The sequence below is a fragment of the Staphylococcus sp. GDB9P120P genome, assembly GCF_017893435.1.
Taxonomy (GTDB): domain Bacteria; phylum Bacillota; class Bacilli; order Staphylococcales; family Staphylococcaceae; genus Staphylococcus; species Staphylococcus cohnii.
Map to the genome: position 1 here is coordinate 219,085 of NZ_JAESNB010000008.1, position 17,558 is coordinate 236,642.

Sequence of the window (17,558 nt, forward strand, 5' to 3'; positions counted from 1 at the left end):
TATCATGAGTAAACGTACAACATATTGTGGTTTAGTGACTGAATCATTATTAGAACAAGAAGTTATATTAAAAGGTTGGGTGCATAATCGTAGAGATTTAGGTGGACTTATCTTTGTAGATTTACGTGACCGTGAAGGTTATGTGCAAATTGTATTTAACCCGGATTTTTCAGAAGAAGCCTTGCGTATAGCTGAAACAGTTAGATCTGAGTACGTTGTAGAAGTAAAAGGTATCGTAAAAAAACGTGACCCTCAAACAGTAAATCCAAAAATTGCTACAGGCCAAGTTGAAGTACAAGTTTCAGAGATTGAAATTATTAATAAAGCCGAAACACCACCATTTGCATTAAATGAAGATAATCAAAATGTGGATGAAAACATAAGACTAAAATATAGATATTTAGATTTAAGACGTCAAGAATTAGCACAAACTTTTAAGATGAGACATCAAACTACACGTTCAATTAGACAATATTTAGATGGTGAAGGTTTCTATGATATAGAAACACCAGTGCTAACTAAATCAACACCTGAAGGTGCGCGTGATTATTTAGTACCATCCCGTGTTCATGAAGGTGAATTTTATGCATTGCCTCAATCACCACAAATATTTAAACAATTGTTAATGATTAGCGGCTTTGATAAATATTATCAGATTGTTAAATGTTTCCGTGACGAAGATTTACGTGCAGACCGTCAACCAGAATTTACGCAAGTTGATATTGAAATGAGCTTTGTTGATCAAGAAGACGTCATGGATATGGGCGAAGAAATGTTACAAAAAGTTGTGAAAGATGTAAAAGAAGTGGAAGTGCCGCGTCCATTCCCAAGAATGACTTATAATGAAGCAATGGCACGTTTTGGTTCTGATAAACCAGACACACGTTTTGGTATGGAATTAATTAACGTTTCAGAACTTGGTGAAATCATGGACTTTAAAGTCTTCAAAGATGTAGTAAATAACGATGGACAAGTGAAGGCAATTGTAGCTGAAGGTGCATCTGATAATTACACTAGAAAAGATATTGATGCTTTAACTGAATTTGTTAATATATACGGTGCGAAAGGTTTGGCGTGGGTAAAAGTAGTTGAAGAAGGTTTAAATGGCCCTATAGCTAAATTCTTTGAAGCAGACCATGTTGAAAAATTAAAATCGTTGACTGGTGCAAAAGCTGGAGACTTAGTATTATTTGTAGCTGACAAACCTAATGTTGTTGCTCAAAGTTTAGGTGCGCTAAGATTAAAATTGGCTAAAGAATTAGATTTAATTGATGAAAGTAAATTAAACTTCTTATGGGTAACAGACTGGCCATTGCTTGAATATGATGAAGAGTTAAAACGTTATACTGCTGCGCATCATCCATTCACAGCACCAAAACAAGAAGATATTAATAAATTAGATACTGAACCTGAAAATGCTCAAGCTAATGCATACGATATTGTGTTAAATGGTTATGAACTCGGTGGTGGTTCAATCAGAATTCATAATGAAGGTTTACAATCAAAAATGTTTGAAGTATTAGGATTTACTGAAGAGCAAGCTAGGGAACAGTTTGGTTTCTTATTAGATGCATTTAAATATGGCGCACCACCACATGGTGGAATTGCTTTAGGTCTAGACCGCTTAGTGATGTTGTTAACTGGTCGTACAAATTTACGCGACACAATTGCATTCCCTAAAACTGCATCTGCAACTTGTTTATTAACAAATGCGCCTAGCGAAGTATCAGAAAATCAATTAGAAGAACTTTCATTAAGAATTAGACATTAATTTTTACCAAGTCTTTATTCTTGCTAAATTCCAATAATGTGTTATTATACTTGCATAAGGTAGTCATCTGTCGTGTTCGTAAGTTTGCTTCATATTTGGGCCTAACACTCTTTGATCCGGGAGCCCAATAGGTTTTCTTGCAGCGCACACGCCTCTTAAGGAGGACTTGCAAAACAAGAAACAGGGCACCCACCTGTTAATAGCAGGCCGAATGATCAAGCAATTTATAACTACGGCACGCACGGACTCTATCGGTACGCAAGACTTCGGTCTTGCGTATTTTTTATATCGTTATAAATTAACAGAAAATGTTGTTTTACAAATAATCAGCAAGCAAAAATGTTATGATAATAGTATTCGCTAAATAAGGAGTTAAAAAATGAAACATCAATTTTCGAGAAATGAATTGGCATACGGCCAAGAAGGTTTAGATTTATTAAAACAAAAAACCGTTGTTGTTTTAGGAGTAGGAGGCGTTGGCTCATTTGCAGCTGAAGCATTAGCTCGTACTAATATAGGCCATATTATATTAATAGACAAAGACGATGTTGATATAACGAACGTTAACCGTCAGCTACATGCATTAACATCTACAATTGGTCAAAGTAAAGTAACATTAATGGAAGAGCGTATTAAATTAATCAATCCAGAGTGTAAAGTCACATCACTTCATATGTTTTATACAGAAGAAACATATGAAGCCTTGTTTAATAACTATGATATAGATTATTTTTTAGATGCGAGTGATACACTTATTTACAAAGTTCATCTTATGAAAGAATGTCTTGAAAGAGGTATTTCTGTTATTTCAAGTATGGGTGCCGCAAATAAAACAGATCCTACACGTTTCCAAATTGCAGATATTTCTAAAACTTATATGGATCCAATGGCTAAATTGATACGTCGTAAATTGAAAAAGTTAGGTATATACAAAGGGATTCCTGTAGTATTCTCAGATGAAAGTCCAATCGTCATAAGAGAAGATGTCAAAGAAACAGTTGGCGATGCAAATGCCCCAACCAGAAAAGGGCAAATGCCACCATCCTCAAATGCATTTGTACCTAGTGTTGTAGGACTCATATGTGCAAGCTATGTAGTGAATGATATATTAAAAGATATACCCGTAACAAGAATCAAAGATAAATAAAGGAATTAAACAACCGCGTTTAACACAAGCAGTCTTTTGTAATGTGTTAACGCGGTTGTTTCATATGGTTGTAAATTAACTTTTATTTTGTTGCGCCTTATTGATGTTGTCAAAAATAGATTTAAGCTGTTGCTCAGTTTTTGATGTTGTTTTAGGCGTATAGTAAATTTTGTTTTTTAATTTATCTGGCAAATATTGTTGTGGTATAAAACCATTGTCATAATTATGAGGATATTTATAGCCTATTGCTCTACCCAATTCTTTGGCACCTGAGTAATGCCCATCTTTTAAATGATCGGGAATTTGTCCTACATGACCTTTTCGAATATCTGACAGTGCTGCATCGATAGCAGTGATTCCAGAATTAGATTTAGGTGACAGACATAATTCAATTACCGCTTGACTCAAAGGTATTCTTGCTTCTGGAAAGCCGAGTCTTTCAGCTGATTCAATCGCTGCTAAAGTACGTTGTCCAGCACCTGGTGAAGCTAAACCTATATCTTCATAACTAATAACTAATAATCTTCTGACAATAGTAGGTAAGTCTCCAGCTTCTATCAAACGTGCTAAATAATGCAATGCTGCATTAACATCACTTCCTCGAATTGATTTCTGAAATGCACTCATCACATCATAGTGCATATCGCCATCCTTATCACTGACAAAAGCACCTTTTTGTAAGCAATCTTTAGCATCTTCCAATGTAATATGTCTTTGATTATCAACCACCTCAGAACTGAGTACGGCTAATTCTAAAGCGTTCAGCGCACTTCTAACATCTCCTTGGCTTTGCGTTGTGAAATAATTCATCGCTTCTTCATCAATGACTGGATTGTATGAAGCTAGACCACGTGTTTCATCGGTTAGCGCTCTTTCTAAAGAAACTTTTATGTCGTTTTCATCTAATGGGTATAACTCAAAGATTTGTGCTCTTGATCGAATTGCAGGATTAATCGCATGATATGGGTTTGAAGTTGTAGCACCAATTAATACAATTTTTCCATTTTCAAGATGAGGCAATAAAAAATCTTGCTTCGCTTTATCTAAACGATGAATCTCATCTAATAATAGAATGACTTGTCCAGACATTTTTGCTTCTTCGACAATGAGTTGCATATCTTTTTTAGTATTAGTTACAGCATTTAGTTGGCGGAATTTAAACTGAGTACTGCCTGAAATAGCTTTAGCGATACTCGTTTTGCCAATTCCAGGAGGACCATAAAAAATCATGGACGATAATCGTTTGGTATTGACCATTCTGCGTATAATACCTTTGTCACCAACTAAATGATCCTGTGAAATGATTTCATCAATATTATTTGGTCGCATTCTTGAAGCGAGTGGTTCGTTCGTCACAATCTTTCACACCTTTCTAATATTATCTTAACGTAAAAAATGATAGAATGTTAATATATAGTATTCGAATTAAGTGAGGTTATATAATGAAAATATCAACAAAAGGTAGATATGGCTTAACACTAATGATATCCTTAGCCAAAAAGCAAGGGCAAGGATGTGTTTCGTTAAAATCTATAGCTGAAGAAAATAATTTAAGTGATCTTTATCTAGAACAACTAGTAGGTCCATTAAGAAATGCTGGTTTAATTCGAAGTGTTCGTGGTGCAAAAGGTGGTTATCAATTGAGAGTCTCAGCAGAAGAAATTACGGCTGGTGACATTATTCGTTTGTTAGAAGGACCAATTACATTCGTAGAAAGTATTGATTCTGAACCTCCTGCACAGAAACAACTTTGGATCAGAATGAGAGACGCAGTAAGAGAAGTATTAGATAATACAACATTGAAATATTTAGCAGATTATAATGAAACTAATAATTTAGATGGATATATGTTCTATATTTAAGATGTGAATAACGTTGTAAATTAAAACATTTCTTTGACTTTAACTGAAAATATTAAAAAAATTTGTTTTAAATGTTTATGACTTAATTATTGTGGTATTTAATTAATACATTGCTAAGGAGGTATTATTTATGGCAGATGAAAATAAATTCGAACAAGCAAAAGGAAACGTTAAAGAAACAGTTGGTAACGTAGCCGACAATAAAGAGTTAGAAAAAGAAGGCAAAGAAGATAAAAATTCTGGTAAAGCCAAAGAAGTAGTAGAAAATGCAAAAGATAAAGCAAATGAAGTTATCGATAAATTTAAAAAATAATAATCGTTAACTAATACTAAAAAGGTGGTTTTATTATGGCTGATTTCTTAAATAAAGCAAAAGAAACTGCAAAAAACGTTTCTGACAAATTAAAAGATACTGATAACGAAAAAGCAAAACAAGCATCTGAACAAATCGATAATTTCACTGGTGGCAGTGACGATAAAAAAGATGATAAAAAAGACGATAAAAAATAAAGTTGTCTTAAAAGTTTAAGCCTTTTCGCTTAAATATTAAAAAGCCCAGTTTCTAATATAGGAACTAGGCTTTTTTTATATTTAATTTAGCGTTGTAATCATATTTTTAAGTTTACGATATGATTCAAGTTGTGCTTCTTGATCATAAATGTAACTAATAGCCATCAATTCATCTATTTCACCGTATTCATCTATAAATGATTGTAATTTTTGTTTGACGGTTTCTTCAGAGCCAATAAGGGAACTTTGCATACGTTGTTTTGCTATTTCATACTCAGTAGGCGTGAGTAGTCCTTTTAAATCGTCAGTAGGTGGTTGTACAGGTTGCATTCTTCCTCGAGTAATACTTACCATAACCTGAGCCTGAGTTGTTGCCAGATATTCTGCTTGAGCATCTGTATCGGCAACGATTGCATTTAAACAAACAATCACATATGGTTTGCTCAACACGTCTGAGGGTTCAAATAGTTCTTTATAAATTTCAATAGCTTCTTTCATTTGTTGTGGTGCAAAATGCCCTGCAAAGACGTATGGTAATCCTTTGTGTGCAGCTAAGTGTGCTGAATCAGTTGAAGAACCCAAAATATAAAGAGGAACGTTTTTACCAACTGCTGGATATGCACGGACATAAGTTTGTTGATTACCCGGTCCGAAATAAGTCGCAAGTTGTTCTACTTCTTCAGGAAATTCATAAACGCCATTGTGTTGATCTCTACGTAAGGCACTCGCTGTCATCATATCAGTACCTGGCGCACGACCTAAACCTAAATCAACGCGATTTGGAAATACAGTTTCCATTGTCCCAAATTGTTCTGCAACAACAAGTGGAGCATGATTAGGTAACATGATACCACCAGAACCTACTCTTATTTTAGAAGTATGTTCTAATGTATGTTGAATTAATAACGCAGTGGCTGAACTGACAAGGTTAGGTGCGTTATGATGTTCTGCAATCCAATATCTCTCATAATCCAGTTCTTCTAAATTTTGTGCTAATTTAACCATATCGCTAATTGCATCTTGATCGGTTTGACCTTCTCTAATAGGAACGAGATTAAGCGCAGATAATTTTAAATCGTTCATTACACGATATCCTCCTTAAATATATTAATATATTGCAGTATAACAGTCTAAATAAAACTTGCGTAAGAAATTGCTCACTGTTATACTGTATGAAATTAAAAAAGTTAGGTGGTCTTATTAAGACAATGGATAAATCTCATAAGAACAATCAAAACAATTTATTTAATCAAAAAAGTAATATATGGGATACGATTATGTCTTAATAAAAAATGATCAGTAAAATACCTAACATAAATAATGTTCGGATTGTTAAGGCGTATCGTATCTCTTGAGAAAGAGGGAATTGGTATGTCTTTTTATTATGTTCAAAAACCATTTGAAAAATTTGGTAAAAATTTAATTAACTCTGTAGAAATTCAAATTGATAAGGGCGAACATGTTGCAATGATTGGTAACAATGGCGTAGGGAAAACAACATTGTTAGAAGCAATAAAGATGAAATATCAAGATGAAGCTTATTTAATGCATCAAAATATGTCTGTTTATGAACACTTAACAGGATTAGACTATGTAATGGCTATAAATCCTGAGTTGCTGCAGATAAAACAGAAGCTTAAGAGTAATTATAAGTATATTGCTGATTATAGTGCTTTAAATGGCTATGAATTTGAACAGAATATTATCACTCAAGCAAATCAATTGAATTTAACTGAAAGAGATTTAGAAAAACAAATTCAATATTTAAGTGGCGGCCAACAAACGAGACTAGCATTATTAAAAGCATTTATGTCAAACAAACCATTGATTTTGCTTGATGAACCTACAAATCATTTAGATTTAGAAATGTTAGAACAACTGATTAAAAAAATACAAAAATCAAAATATACAATTATCTTTGTATCACACCAGCGTGATTTTATCGATCAAACAGCGACTCATGTCATTGAAGTAACGTCTGAAAAAACGAATAAATATAATGGTAATTATTCCAAGTACCGTAAAATTAAAGATTTAACGTTACAAACACAACAAAATATGTACGAAAAGCAACAAAAAGAAATAGCAGAACTTAATCGCACGATACAACGAATACAAACATGGCATCATTCAGCACAACAAAAAGCAAGTGTCCGTAGCCCTCTTGAGCAGAAGAAACTCAGTAAGTTAGCTCAAAGAGCAAAGACGAAAGAAAAGCAAATGACTCAAAAATTAAATGAGAAGACGATAAATCAGCCAGATAATGAACAAAAACATTATCATTTTAATCATCAAGATCGTTTACGTAAACGCTTTTTAATTCATTTTGAAGACTTCAATGTTGCTATAAATGAACATCATATATTTGAACATGCTCATTTTGAAATGAAACAAAAAGAAAATATTTTAATTACTGGGCCAAATGGGAGTGGTAAATCACTTTTAATTGCAATGATCAGACAAAAGATACTTCCAAATCAAGGAAATATAAAAATCACCCCTTCACTAAAAATTGGATATTTTGATCAGACAAATAAAAACTTAAATGAAGCAGAATCTCCACTTTCGATGCTATTAACTACAAATAAAATATTACGAAGTGAGACACAAACTATTTTAGCTTCATTTGGTTTTAATGAAGAAAAAATTAATGCGCCAATTAGTCAATTATCTATGGGCGAGAAAAGTAGATTTCAATTTGTACTACTATATTTCTCTGGTGCCAATTTATTAATTTTAGATGAGCCAACTAATTATTTTGATATTTCAACACAGGATTTAATTTTAAATATGATAAAAAGTTTTAACGGTCAAGTATTAGTTGTGACACATGATGAGTATTTTCAATCTAGATTTAAAGCGACACACTGGGAAATCAAAGATAAAAAATTATACAACTTAACGTTAAATAATACGACAAAATCAAATGTAGACGAAACATTAGCATTATTAGATGAATATGAAATGATAGATGAAAATGGACATTTTGAAACAGACAACTAGAAAAATTAAATAGATGGTGCTATCATTGGAACATTGATAAATTTGTAAGGAGTGTCAAACATGGAAGTATATGCAGATTACGCTGCTACAACGCCAGTTAAACAGCAAGTAATAGATAAAATGATGGAAGTCTATACAACGCATTACGGTAATCCGTCCTCTATACATAGTATAGGTAGAGATGCACGTAAATATTTAGATGAGTCACGTCGTTTCGTAGCAAAGCAACTCAATGCTAAGCCGAGTGAAGTAATCTTTACAAGTGGAGCAACCGAATCTAATAACACAGCGATTAAAGGTATTGCGTATGCAAATCAGGATAAAGGCAAGCATATTATTACAACTAAAATAGAACATCATTCAGTACTCCATGTTTTTGAACAATTAGAAAAAGAAGGTTTTGATGTAACATACCTTGATGTAGATGTGGAAGGCTTGATATCGTTAGAACAATTAAAAAGTGCGTTAACTGATGAGACGATACTCGTTTCAATCATGTTTGTTAATAATGAAATTGGAACAGTACAACCAATGTATGATATTGATGAAATTTTAAGTCATTCAAATGCCATATTTCATGTAGATGCGGTACAAGCAATCGGCCACTTAGACATAGATTTTCATGAATTTGATATCGATGCAATGAGTATTACAGCACATAAATTTGGCGGGCCAAAGGGTATCGGAGTTTTACTAATAAAAACAGGTACAACCATCAAGTTTCCACAATTAGGTGGAGAACAAGAAGTGAAAAGAAGAGCAGGTACAGAAAATGTTCCCCAAATTGTGGGATTGTCTGAAGCTTTAAAACTAGCAAATCAGTATAGAGATGAAAACAATGTCCATTTGATGAATTTGAAAAATCAATTTATTGTTACATTACAAGAACGATCAGTTCCTTTTGAATTAAACGGCTCAATGACAGATACTACAGGTCACATCGTTAATTTGTATTTTCCATTTATTGATGTAGAAACCATGTTAACATTGCTAGATTTAGCCAATATATATGTAGCTTCTGGTTCAGCATGTACTGCAGGTTCCACATCGCCTTCGCATGTTTTATTGGCAATGTATGGTGATGATACAAGAGCAAATCATTCTGTACGATTTAGCTTTAATGAACAAACGACCGAACAAGAAATAAAATATTTAGTTACTGAAATTCACAAAATTTATCATAAATTCAAGGAGGAAGTTTAGTTGTCAAATAAAGATACACGTGTTGTTGTTGGCATGTCAGGTGGCGTAGATAGTTCAGTTACAGCACACTTATTAAAAGAACAAGGTTATGATGTCATTGGTATTTTTATGAAAAACTGGGATGACACGGATGAAAACGGTGTGTGTACAGCTACGGAAGATTATAACGATGTCATAGCTGTATGTAATCAAATTGGTATACCATATTATGCAGTTAATTTTGAAAAAGAATATTGGGATAAAGTGTTTACTTATTTCTTAGATGAATATAAAAAAGGACGCACACCAAACCCCGATGTGATGTGTAATAAGGAAATTAAATTCAAAGCATTTTTAGAACATGCACTTAAGTTAGGTGCAGATTATGTAGCTACAGGTCATTATGCACGTATACGTCGCCATGAAGATGGACATGTTGAAATGTTGCGCGGTGTTGACAATAATAAAGATCAAACTTATTTCTTAAATCAATTATCACAATCTCAATTATCAAAAGTAATGTTCCCGATAGGTGATATTGATAAAAAAGAAGTTCGTAGAATTGCTGAAGCACAAGATTTAGCTACGGCTAAGAAAAAAGATTCTACTGGTATTTGTTTTATTGGTGAACGTAATTTCAAAACATTTTTATCTCAATATTTGCCAGCACAGTCTGGTGAAATGCAAACATTAGATGGTAAAAAAATAGGCACACACACAGGATTAATGTACTATACTATAGGACAACGTCACGGTCTAGGTATTGGTGGAGATGGTGATCCTTGGTTTGTTGTTGGCAAAAATTTAAATGAAAATGTCTTATATGTAGAACAAGGTTTTCATCATGAAGCCCTTTATAGTGATTATTTGATTGCTTCAGATATTTCATTTGTTAACCCTGTCGATTTAGAAAATGGCTTTGAATGTACAGCAAAATTTAGATATCGTCAAAAAGATACAAAAGTTTTTGTTCAAAGAGAAAATGATAATGCGATTCGCGTAACATTTGATGAACCTGTTCGCGCAATTACTCCAGGTCAATCAGTTGTTTTATATGATGGTGATGTATGTCTAGGTGGCGCTACTATAGATGATGTATACAAAACATCAGGTCAATTAAGTTATGTTGTTTAAACAAATAAATTAATTGGCTTAGTAAATAGTAAAATAACAATGATTTATTGTTAATTAAATATAGAGTTTTATAGATGAACATGTTTTGAGGAGTAAGCGTACAATATCAAATTTAAATTTTTGATTTGTCACTTACTCCTTTTTACTGTTTTTTCATTCTTAAATGTTATAATAAGATGTTGAGAGAGAGGGATAGCATGAATCAAGAACAAATTTATACGCTGATAAAACAAGGTAATTTTGAGCAAGCTTTAGCAGCACTATTTGAAAATATAGAAGCAAACCCGAATGAAGTCGAAAACTATATCAATGCAGGTATATTAATAGCTGAAGCGGGTGAAATAGATAAAGCGGAAAAATTTTTCCAAAAAGCACTAACCATTGATCCGGGAAATGGTGCTGTTTATTACAATTTAGCTAATGTCTATTACAATGAGGGACGTTATAAAGAAGCGGTTAAATTATATCAACAAGCTTTGCAATATAAAGTAGACGAAATAGATACAAATTACATGATTGGTATGTCTTTTAACCAGTTGGAAGCTTTTACAGAAGCACTTCCCTTTTTAATGACTGCCGCTGAAAAAGATAATCGCAACGATGTAGAAGTACAATTTCAGTATGGGTTAGTATTGTGCCACTTAGAAATGTATGAACAAGCCGTTTCACAATTAAAGTATGTACTCACATTAGATGAAGCCCATACGGATGCTTTATATAACTTAGGTTTAGCAACCTATATGTTAACTGAAGATACTGAAAGTGCCATCGAATATTTTGAACGTGCAGTTTCTATCAACCCAGAACATTTGATGAGTCAACATGCCATCAAAACGTTTAAATCAATCGCAGAGGAGGAGTAATTAAATGGATAACCCTACATTATTTAATAATTCAATGATTAAAGGTACTGTAGATGCTATCTTGTTTCAAAACAAAGACAATTTTTATACTGTTTTAAAAGTAGATACGATAGAATCTAATGAAGAATTTGATTCTATGCCTACAGTTGTAGGGTTTTTTCCAGAAATTGCTGAAGGCGATGTTTATACTTTTAAAGGACAAGTCGTTTCACATCCTAAATATGGTAAACAGTTAAAAGCTGAAACGTTTGAAAAAGAGTTGCCTCAAACAAAAGAAGCTATAATTAGCTATTTATCTAGTGATTTATTTAAAGGCATAGGTAAAAAAACGGCCCAAAATATTGTAAATACACTTGGAGAAAATGCAATTTCAGATATTTTAAATGATTCATCTATTTTAGAAAAGGTACCTAGTTTGCCAAAGAAAAAGCAAAAACAAATTGCTGAACAAATTGCGAGTAATCAAGAAACAGAGCAAATCATTATTCGATTACATGATTTAGGGTTTGGGCCTAAACTCGCGATGGCAATCTATCAAGTTTATTTAGGCGATACACTCAATATTGTAGAAAACAAACCCTATCAATTGGTTTACGACGTGAAGGGTATCGGATTTAACAAAGCAGATACTTTAGCACGAAATGTAGGTATTCAATATAACGATGATGAGCGTTTAAAAGCTGGTTTATTATATGTATTAGAAGAAGAATGCATTAAGCAAGGACACACATACTTGCCGACACAAACTGTATTAGAAATGACACAAGAAATGTTGTCTCAACCACCTAATGAAGTGATTGAGCATCAACAGTTAGAAAATATGATTCAAGTCCTTGTTGAAGATACAAAATTAGTAAAACAAGAAAGTGAAATAGCAATTCCTAGTTTATATTATTCAGAACTTAAAAGTGTTCAAAACTTATATCGTAATTACACATATACGAATAAATTAAAAGAAATAGAACAATCTGAATTACAATTAGAAATTGGTGAAATAGAACAACGTAATCAGGTTACATATGCTAATTCTCAAAGAGAAGCGTTACAAACTGCAATCAATACTAAAATTATGCTGTTAACTGGCGGTCCAGGAACAGGAAAGACGACTGTGATTAAAGGTATTGTTGAATTATATGCAGAAATACATGGTTTATCTTTAGATTATGATGATTATCAAAACGATGACTATCCCGTTGTACTAGCAGCCCCGACAGGAAGAGCTTCAAAACGGTTGGCTGAATCTACGGGATTGGAAGCTATGACTATACATCGGTTAATAGGTTGGAATCAAGACACACAACCAGAGGATATTTTAGATAATGAGATTTCAGCGAAATTAATTATTATAGATGAAATGTCAATGGTCGACACTTGGTTATTTCATCAATTCCTTAGTGCCGTCCCTATAGATGCTCAAGTCATATTAGTAGGTGATGAAGACCAATTACCTTCTGTAGGCCCAGGTCAGGTTTTTAAAGATCTCATTGATTCTAAAGTAATTCCCAGAGTGAATCTAACTGAAGTTTACCGACAACAAGATGGATCTAGTATCATAGAATTAGCACATAGAATGAAATTGGGTGAACCTATTGATATTACACAAAGATTTCACGATCGTAACTTTATCAACTGTTCAACAGATCAAATACCTTCAGTAGTTGAAAAGGTGGTTTCAAGCGCTGTAAATAAAGGTTATGATATGAGTGATATACAAGTATTAGCTCCGATGTATAAAGGTTCAGCTGGTATAAAAAAATTAAATACTGTATTGCAAACAATTTTAAACCCTAAAGAGAAAGAAACACGTGAAGTTGAATTCGGGGATGTTGTCTTTAGAAAAGGAGATAAAGTACTACAACTAGTAAATAGACCAAGTGATAATATATTTAATGGTGATATTGGAGTGGTTGTTGGTATATTTTGGGCAAAAGAAAATGCCTTAAATAAAGATGTGATTGTCGTTGATTTTGACGGAAATGAAATTACTTTTGTAAGGCAAGATTTATTGGAATTAACACATGCATATTGTACGTCTATTCACAAATCACAAGGTTCCGAATTTCCAATCGTTATTATGCCTATGGTTAAGCAATATTTTAGAATGTTGCAAAAACCAATATTATATACTGGACTAACAAGAGCTAAGCAATCACTGGTATTTTTGGGGGACCCACAAGCTTTCGAAATCGGTTTAAATACACATGGCCAAGTGAGAATGACACAGCTTTGTACGTTCTTAAAAACGTATTTTAATAATGATGATCGTAAAGATGAAGATGAAGTTAATGCTACATTTGATTCGACGACTGTTTTAACAGAAGAAAATATATATAAAATTAATCCTATGATTAATATGGGAGATATTTCGCCATATGATTTTGTTGAACATTGACAACGTAGGTTAAAGTAAATACAATATAATTGATTGTGCATAAAGATGAGTAAACTATGGTAGTCGACAAGAGATGTACTGGCTGGTGAAAAGTACAGATAGCATAGTTGAAAGCTACTTTATGTTAAATAATAAATATACTTATTTAAAGTGATAAGCGAAATTAGTAATCATTATTAATGCTTATAACTAGGGTGGTACCGCGAAACGTTCGTCCCTTTTGATAGGATGGACGTTTTTTATTTTCTTTTTTATCAAATAATTGATATAACTTGAGTTGAGATGGAGGAATTTTAAGTATGAAAAACTTAAAAGCAAGTGAAATTAGACAGAATTTTATTGATTACTTTGTTGAACAAGGGCATATGGTTGAACCTTCTGCACCATTAGTACCTATAGATGATGATTCTTTACTATGGATTAACTCTGGTGTTGCGACATTAAAAAAATATTTTGATGGCAGAGAAACACCTAAAAAGCCTCGTATTGTTAATTCTCAAAAAGCTATAAGAACCAATGACATTGAGAATGTCGGCTTTACAGCTAGACATCATACTTTTTTTGAAATGTTAGGTAATTTTTCAATTGGTGATTATTTTAAAAAAGAGGCTATTGAATTTGCTTGGGCATTTTTAACGAATGAAAAATGGATGGCTATGGATCCAAAACGATTGTATGTAACGATACATCCTGAGGACAAAGAAGCCTATAAAATATGGAATGAAGACATAGGTTTAGAAGAGAGTAGAATTATTCGTATAGAAGGAAATTTCTGGGATATCGGAGAAGGACCTTCAGGCCCTAATACTGAGATATTCTATGATCGCGGTGATCAATTTGGACAAGATGATCCTGCAGAAGAAATGTATCCAGGTGGTGAGAATGAAAGATTTTTAGAGGTTTGGAATTTAGTATTTAGTGAATTTAATCATAATAAAGATCATACGTACACACCATTACCAAATAAAAATATTGATACTGGTATGGGGCTTGAAAGAATGGCATCTATAGCGCAAAATGTTCGTACAAATTACGAAACTGATTTGTTTATGCCAATCATTAATGAAGTAGAAAAAGTTTCAGGTAAAAAGTATCTTGAAAAAGATACTTATGATGTAGCATTCAAAGTCATTTCTGACCATATACGCACGATTTCATTTGCAATCGCTGATGGCGCATTACCAGCAAATGAAGGACGAGGTTATGTGTTGCGTAGGCTTTTACGTCGTGCTGTAAGGTTTAGTCAATCATTAGATATTAATGAACCATTTATGTATAAATTGGTTGATATCGTTGCAGATATCATGGAACCTTATTTTCCGAACGTTAAAGAAAAAGCTGATTTCATCAAACGCGTGATCAAATCGGAAGAAGAACGTTTCCATGAAACACTGGAAGAAGGTTTAGCGATATTAAATAATTTAATTGCAAAAGCAAAATCAACGACAAATGAAATCAGTGGTAAGGATGCATTTAAATTATATGACACATATGGTTTTCCAGTTGAACTTACTGAAGAAATTGCAACACAAGAAAACCTTTCTGTTGATATGAATACTTTTGAAGATGAAATGCAAAAACAACGTGATAGAGCTAGACAAGCTCGTCAAAACTCTCAATCTATGCAAGTACAAAGTGACATATTGAAAAAAGTAACAACAGAGAGTCAATTTGTAGGTTATGATGTCATGGATCAAAAAACGTTTATTACCGATATCATTTATAATGGAGATTTCGTAAACGAAGCTGAAGCTGGAGAAATCATTTACTTTATTTTAAAAGAAACACCATTTTATGCAGTGAGTGGTGGACAAGTAGCAGATGAAGGTACAATAAGTAATGAACAGTTCGAAATCAAAGTTACTGAAGTAACCAAAGCACCTAATGGACAAAATTTACACAAAGGTGAAATTCAATTTGGAACTGTTAAAAAGAATGACGAAGTGCTTGCTAGTGTAAACCATGTTGAACGAAGAGATATTAAAAAGAATCACAGCGCCACACATTTATTACATGCGGCATTAAAAGAAGTACTTGGAGATCATGTCAATCAAGCAGGTTCACTTGTTGAAGCGGAGAGATTAAGATTTGATTTCACGCACTTTGGACCTTTAACTCAAGATGAAATAGATCACGTTGAGCGAAGAGTTAATGAAGAAATTTGGAATAGTATAGATGTGAATATACAAGAAATGCCTATTGCTGAAGCTAAAAAATTAGGTGCGATGGCATTATTTGGTGAAAAATATGGCGATGTCGTTCGAGTTGTCAATATGGCACCTTTCTCCATTGAATTATGTGGAGGTATCCATGTTAATAATACTTCTGAAATAGGTTTGTTTAAAATAGTGAGTGAATCGGGTACAGGTGCTGGTGTGAGACGTATAGAAGCATTTACTGGAAAATCAGCATTTCTATATTTAGAAACAATACAAGAACAATTTAATGCGGTGAAAGCACAAGTTAAAGTGAAATCAGATGATCAAGTTTTAGAAAAAGTTATCCAAATGCAAGCGGATGAAAAAGAATTATCTAAGCAACTTGAACAAAGAAATAAAGAAATCACTACACTGAAAATGGGTGATATTACAAATCAGGTAGAAGAAATTAATGGATTTAATGTACTTGCAACTGAAGTTGAAGTCGCAAACGCAAAAGCGATTCGTGAGACAATGGATGACTTTAAATCTAAGTTGCAAGATGCTATTATAATTTTAATCAGTAACATAGATGGCAAAGTGTCTTTAGTAGCTACAGTACCAAAAGAATTAACAGATAGTGTAAAAGCTGGTGACATTATTAAAAACATGGCACCAATTGTAGGTGGTAAAGGTGGCGGCCGCCCAGACATGGCTCAAGGTGGGGGCACTCAACCTGAAAACATAACAGAATCATTACGTTTCATTAAAGATTACATTAAATCTCTATAAGTTCTACGTTTAGTAATGTAGAATTAACAATAAGTACTTTTTAGTCGATACGAAGGAGTGTTACAAAATGGAAAACTTTGATAAAACAATGAAATTTAATTATGATGAAATTCCAAAAGAAGATGTCAAAACAGTACTTCAAAATGTCTATAACACGCTGAATGAACGTGGCTACAACCCTGTAAATCAAATTGTCGGTTATTTATTATCAGGTGATCCTGCGTATATTCCACGTAATAATGAAGCTAGAAACCAAATTCGTCGTATTGATCGCGACGATATCATGGAAGAATTAGTTTCAAATTATTTACAAGAGAACTCAAAGTAATTAATGCTAAAACATAAAATTTTAGGTTTAGATGTAGGAAGTAAAACTGTTGGCATTGCTATAAGTGATCTCATGGGTTGGACAGCCCAGGGATTAGATACACTCCATATAAACGAAGATAAGAATGAACTAGGTATAGACAGACTAGTAACGATCATAGAGAAAGAAAAAGTTGGTACTGTTGTCATAGGTTTGCCAAAGAATATGAATAATTCTATTGGATTTCGAGGCGAAGCTTCGTTACAATACAAGGAGCAACTTCAGGAAGCATTGCCATCTGTAGAGATAATCATGTGGGATGAGCGTTTAAGTACCATGGCTGCAGAACGTTCTTTACTTGAAGCAGATGTTTCTAGACAAAAACGAAAAAAAGTAATAGATAAAATGGCTGCAGTATTTATATTACAAGGCTATTTAGATTCTATACAATAAAAAG

The 17,558-nt window shown here is 33.1% G+C and carries 15 protein-coding genes and 1 other RNA gene; 14 read left to right on the forward strand and 2 right to left on the reverse strand.

What is annotated here, in order from left to right:
* Window positions 1–4 precede the first annotated feature (4 nt).
* The 3 genes from aspS (at window position 5) to KA856_RS06265 (ending at window position 2,918) form a co-directional block, all read left to right on the forward strand.
* Window positions 5–1,771, forward strand: coding sequence for an aspartate--tRNA ligase (gene aspS, locus KA856_RS06255; protein WP_119535927.1), 1,767 nt, complete (start codon window positions 5–7; stop codon window positions 1,769–1,771).
* Window positions 1,772–1,832: 61 nt separating this feature from the next.
* A non-coding RNA gene (gene ssrS / locus KA856_RS06260) (6S RNA) lies at window positions 1,833–2,023 on the forward strand.
* Between the two features lie 127 nt (window positions 2,024–2,150).
* The gene (locus tag KA856_RS06265) at window positions 2,151–2,918 is read left to right on the forward strand and encodes a tRNA threonylcarbamoyladenosine dehydratase (protein ID WP_107505058.1); all 768 of its coding nucleotides are present in this window, start codon (window positions 2,151–2,153) and stop codon (window positions 2,916–2,918) included.
* A 75-nt stretch (window positions 2,919–2,993) separates the two neighbouring features.
* Here KA856_RS06265 and KA856_RS06270 read toward each other — a convergent pair whose 3' ends face one another.
* On the reverse strand, window positions 2,994–4,274 hold the full coding sequence (locus KA856_RS06270) for a replication-associated recombination protein A (RefSeq protein WP_181187615.1): 1,281 nt from the start codon (window positions 4,272–4,274) through the stop codon (window positions 2,994–2,996).
* 86 nt (window positions 4,275–4,360) lie between these two features.
* Here KA856_RS06270 and cymR point away from each other — a divergent pair, with 86 nt between their 5' ends.
* From cymR to KA856_RS06285, 3 genes are all read left to right on the forward strand, one after another.
* Window positions 4,361–4,780: a cysteine metabolism transcriptional regulator CymR gene (cymR, locus tag KA856_RS06275; RefSeq protein WP_019469423.1), complete on the forward strand. Its 420-nt coding sequence runs from the start codon at window positions 4,361–4,363 to the stop codon at window positions 4,778–4,780.
* A gap of 130 nt (window positions 4,781–4,910) precedes the next feature.
* Window positions 4,911–5,093, forward strand: a complete 183-nt coding sequence (locus KA856_RS06280) for a CsbD family protein (protein ID WP_040030019.1) — start codon at window positions 4,911–4,913, stop codon at window positions 5,091–5,093.
* 35 nt (window positions 5,094–5,128) lie between these two features.
* On the forward strand, window positions 5,129–5,290 hold the full coding sequence (locus tag KA856_RS06285) for a hypothetical protein (protein ID WP_019469421.1): 162 nt from the start codon (window positions 5,129–5,131) through the stop codon (window positions 5,288–5,290).
* 81 nt (window positions 5,291–5,371) lie between these two features.
* Here the strand turns inward: KA856_RS06285 and KA856_RS06290 are convergent, their stop codons facing one another.
* On the reverse strand, window positions 5,372–6,373 hold the full coding sequence (locus tag KA856_RS06290) for an LLM class flavin-dependent oxidoreductase (RefSeq protein ID WP_210138565.1): 1,002 nt from the start codon (window positions 6,371–6,373) through the stop codon (window positions 5,372–5,374).
* A gap of 288 nt (window positions 6,374–6,661) precedes the next feature.
* Here KA856_RS06290 and sal point away from each other — a divergent pair, with 288 nt between their 5' ends.
* From sal to ruvX, 8 genes are all read left to right on the forward strand, one after another.
* Window positions 6,662–8,293, forward strand: a complete 1,632-nt coding sequence (gene sal / locus KA856_RS06295; RefSeq protein ID WP_210138566.1) for a Sal family ABC-F type ribosomal protection protein — start codon at window positions 6,662–6,664, stop codon at window positions 8,291–8,293.
* 60 nt (window positions 8,294–8,353) lie between these two features.
* Window positions 8,354–9,496 (forward strand): cysteine desulfurase family protein, encoded by a 1,143-nt coding sequence (locus tag KA856_RS06300; RefSeq protein ID WP_210138567.1) that lies wholly within the window; start codon window positions 8,354–8,356, stop codon window positions 9,494–9,496.
* On the forward strand, window positions 9,497–10,609 hold the full coding sequence (mnmA, locus tag KA856_RS06305; protein WP_107384960.1) for a tRNA 2-thiouridine(34) synthase MnmA: 1,113 nt from the start codon (window positions 9,497–9,499) through the stop codon (window positions 10,607–10,609).
* Window positions 10,610–10,806: 197 nt separating this feature from the next.
* Window positions 10,807–11,472 (forward strand): tetratricopeptide repeat protein, encoded by a 666-nt coding sequence (locus KA856_RS06310; protein ID WP_119535692.1) that lies wholly within the window; start codon window positions 10,807–10,809, stop codon window positions 11,470–11,472.
* A 4-nt stretch (window positions 11,473–11,476) separates the two neighbouring features.
* Window positions 11,477–13,864 carry an SF1B family DNA helicase RecD2 gene (gene recD2, locus KA856_RS06315; protein WP_119535691.1) on the forward strand — a complete coding sequence of 796 codons (2,388 nt, stop codon included), beginning with the start codon at window positions 11,477–11,479 and terminating at the stop codon, window positions 13,862–13,864.
* A gap of 299 nt (window positions 13,865–14,163) precedes the next feature.
* Entirely contained in the window at window positions 14,164–16,794 is a 2,631-nt protein-coding gene (gene alaS / locus KA856_RS06320) for an alanine--tRNA ligase (RefSeq protein WP_210138568.1), read from the forward strand.
* A gap of 67 nt (window positions 16,795–16,861) precedes the next feature.
* Window positions 16,862–17,122: an IreB family regulatory phosphoprotein gene (locus tag KA856_RS06325; RefSeq protein ID WP_019469413.1), complete on the forward strand. Its 261-nt coding sequence runs from the start codon at window positions 16,862–16,864 to the stop codon at window positions 17,120–17,122.
* Window positions 17,123–17,125: 3 nt separating this feature from the next.
* Window positions 17,126–17,554, forward strand: a complete 429-nt coding sequence (gene ruvX, locus KA856_RS06330; RefSeq protein ID WP_019469412.1) for a Holliday junction resolvase RuvX — start codon at window positions 17,126–17,128, stop codon at window positions 17,552–17,554.
* The last annotated feature ends 4 nt before the right edge of the window (window positions 17,555–17,558 follow it).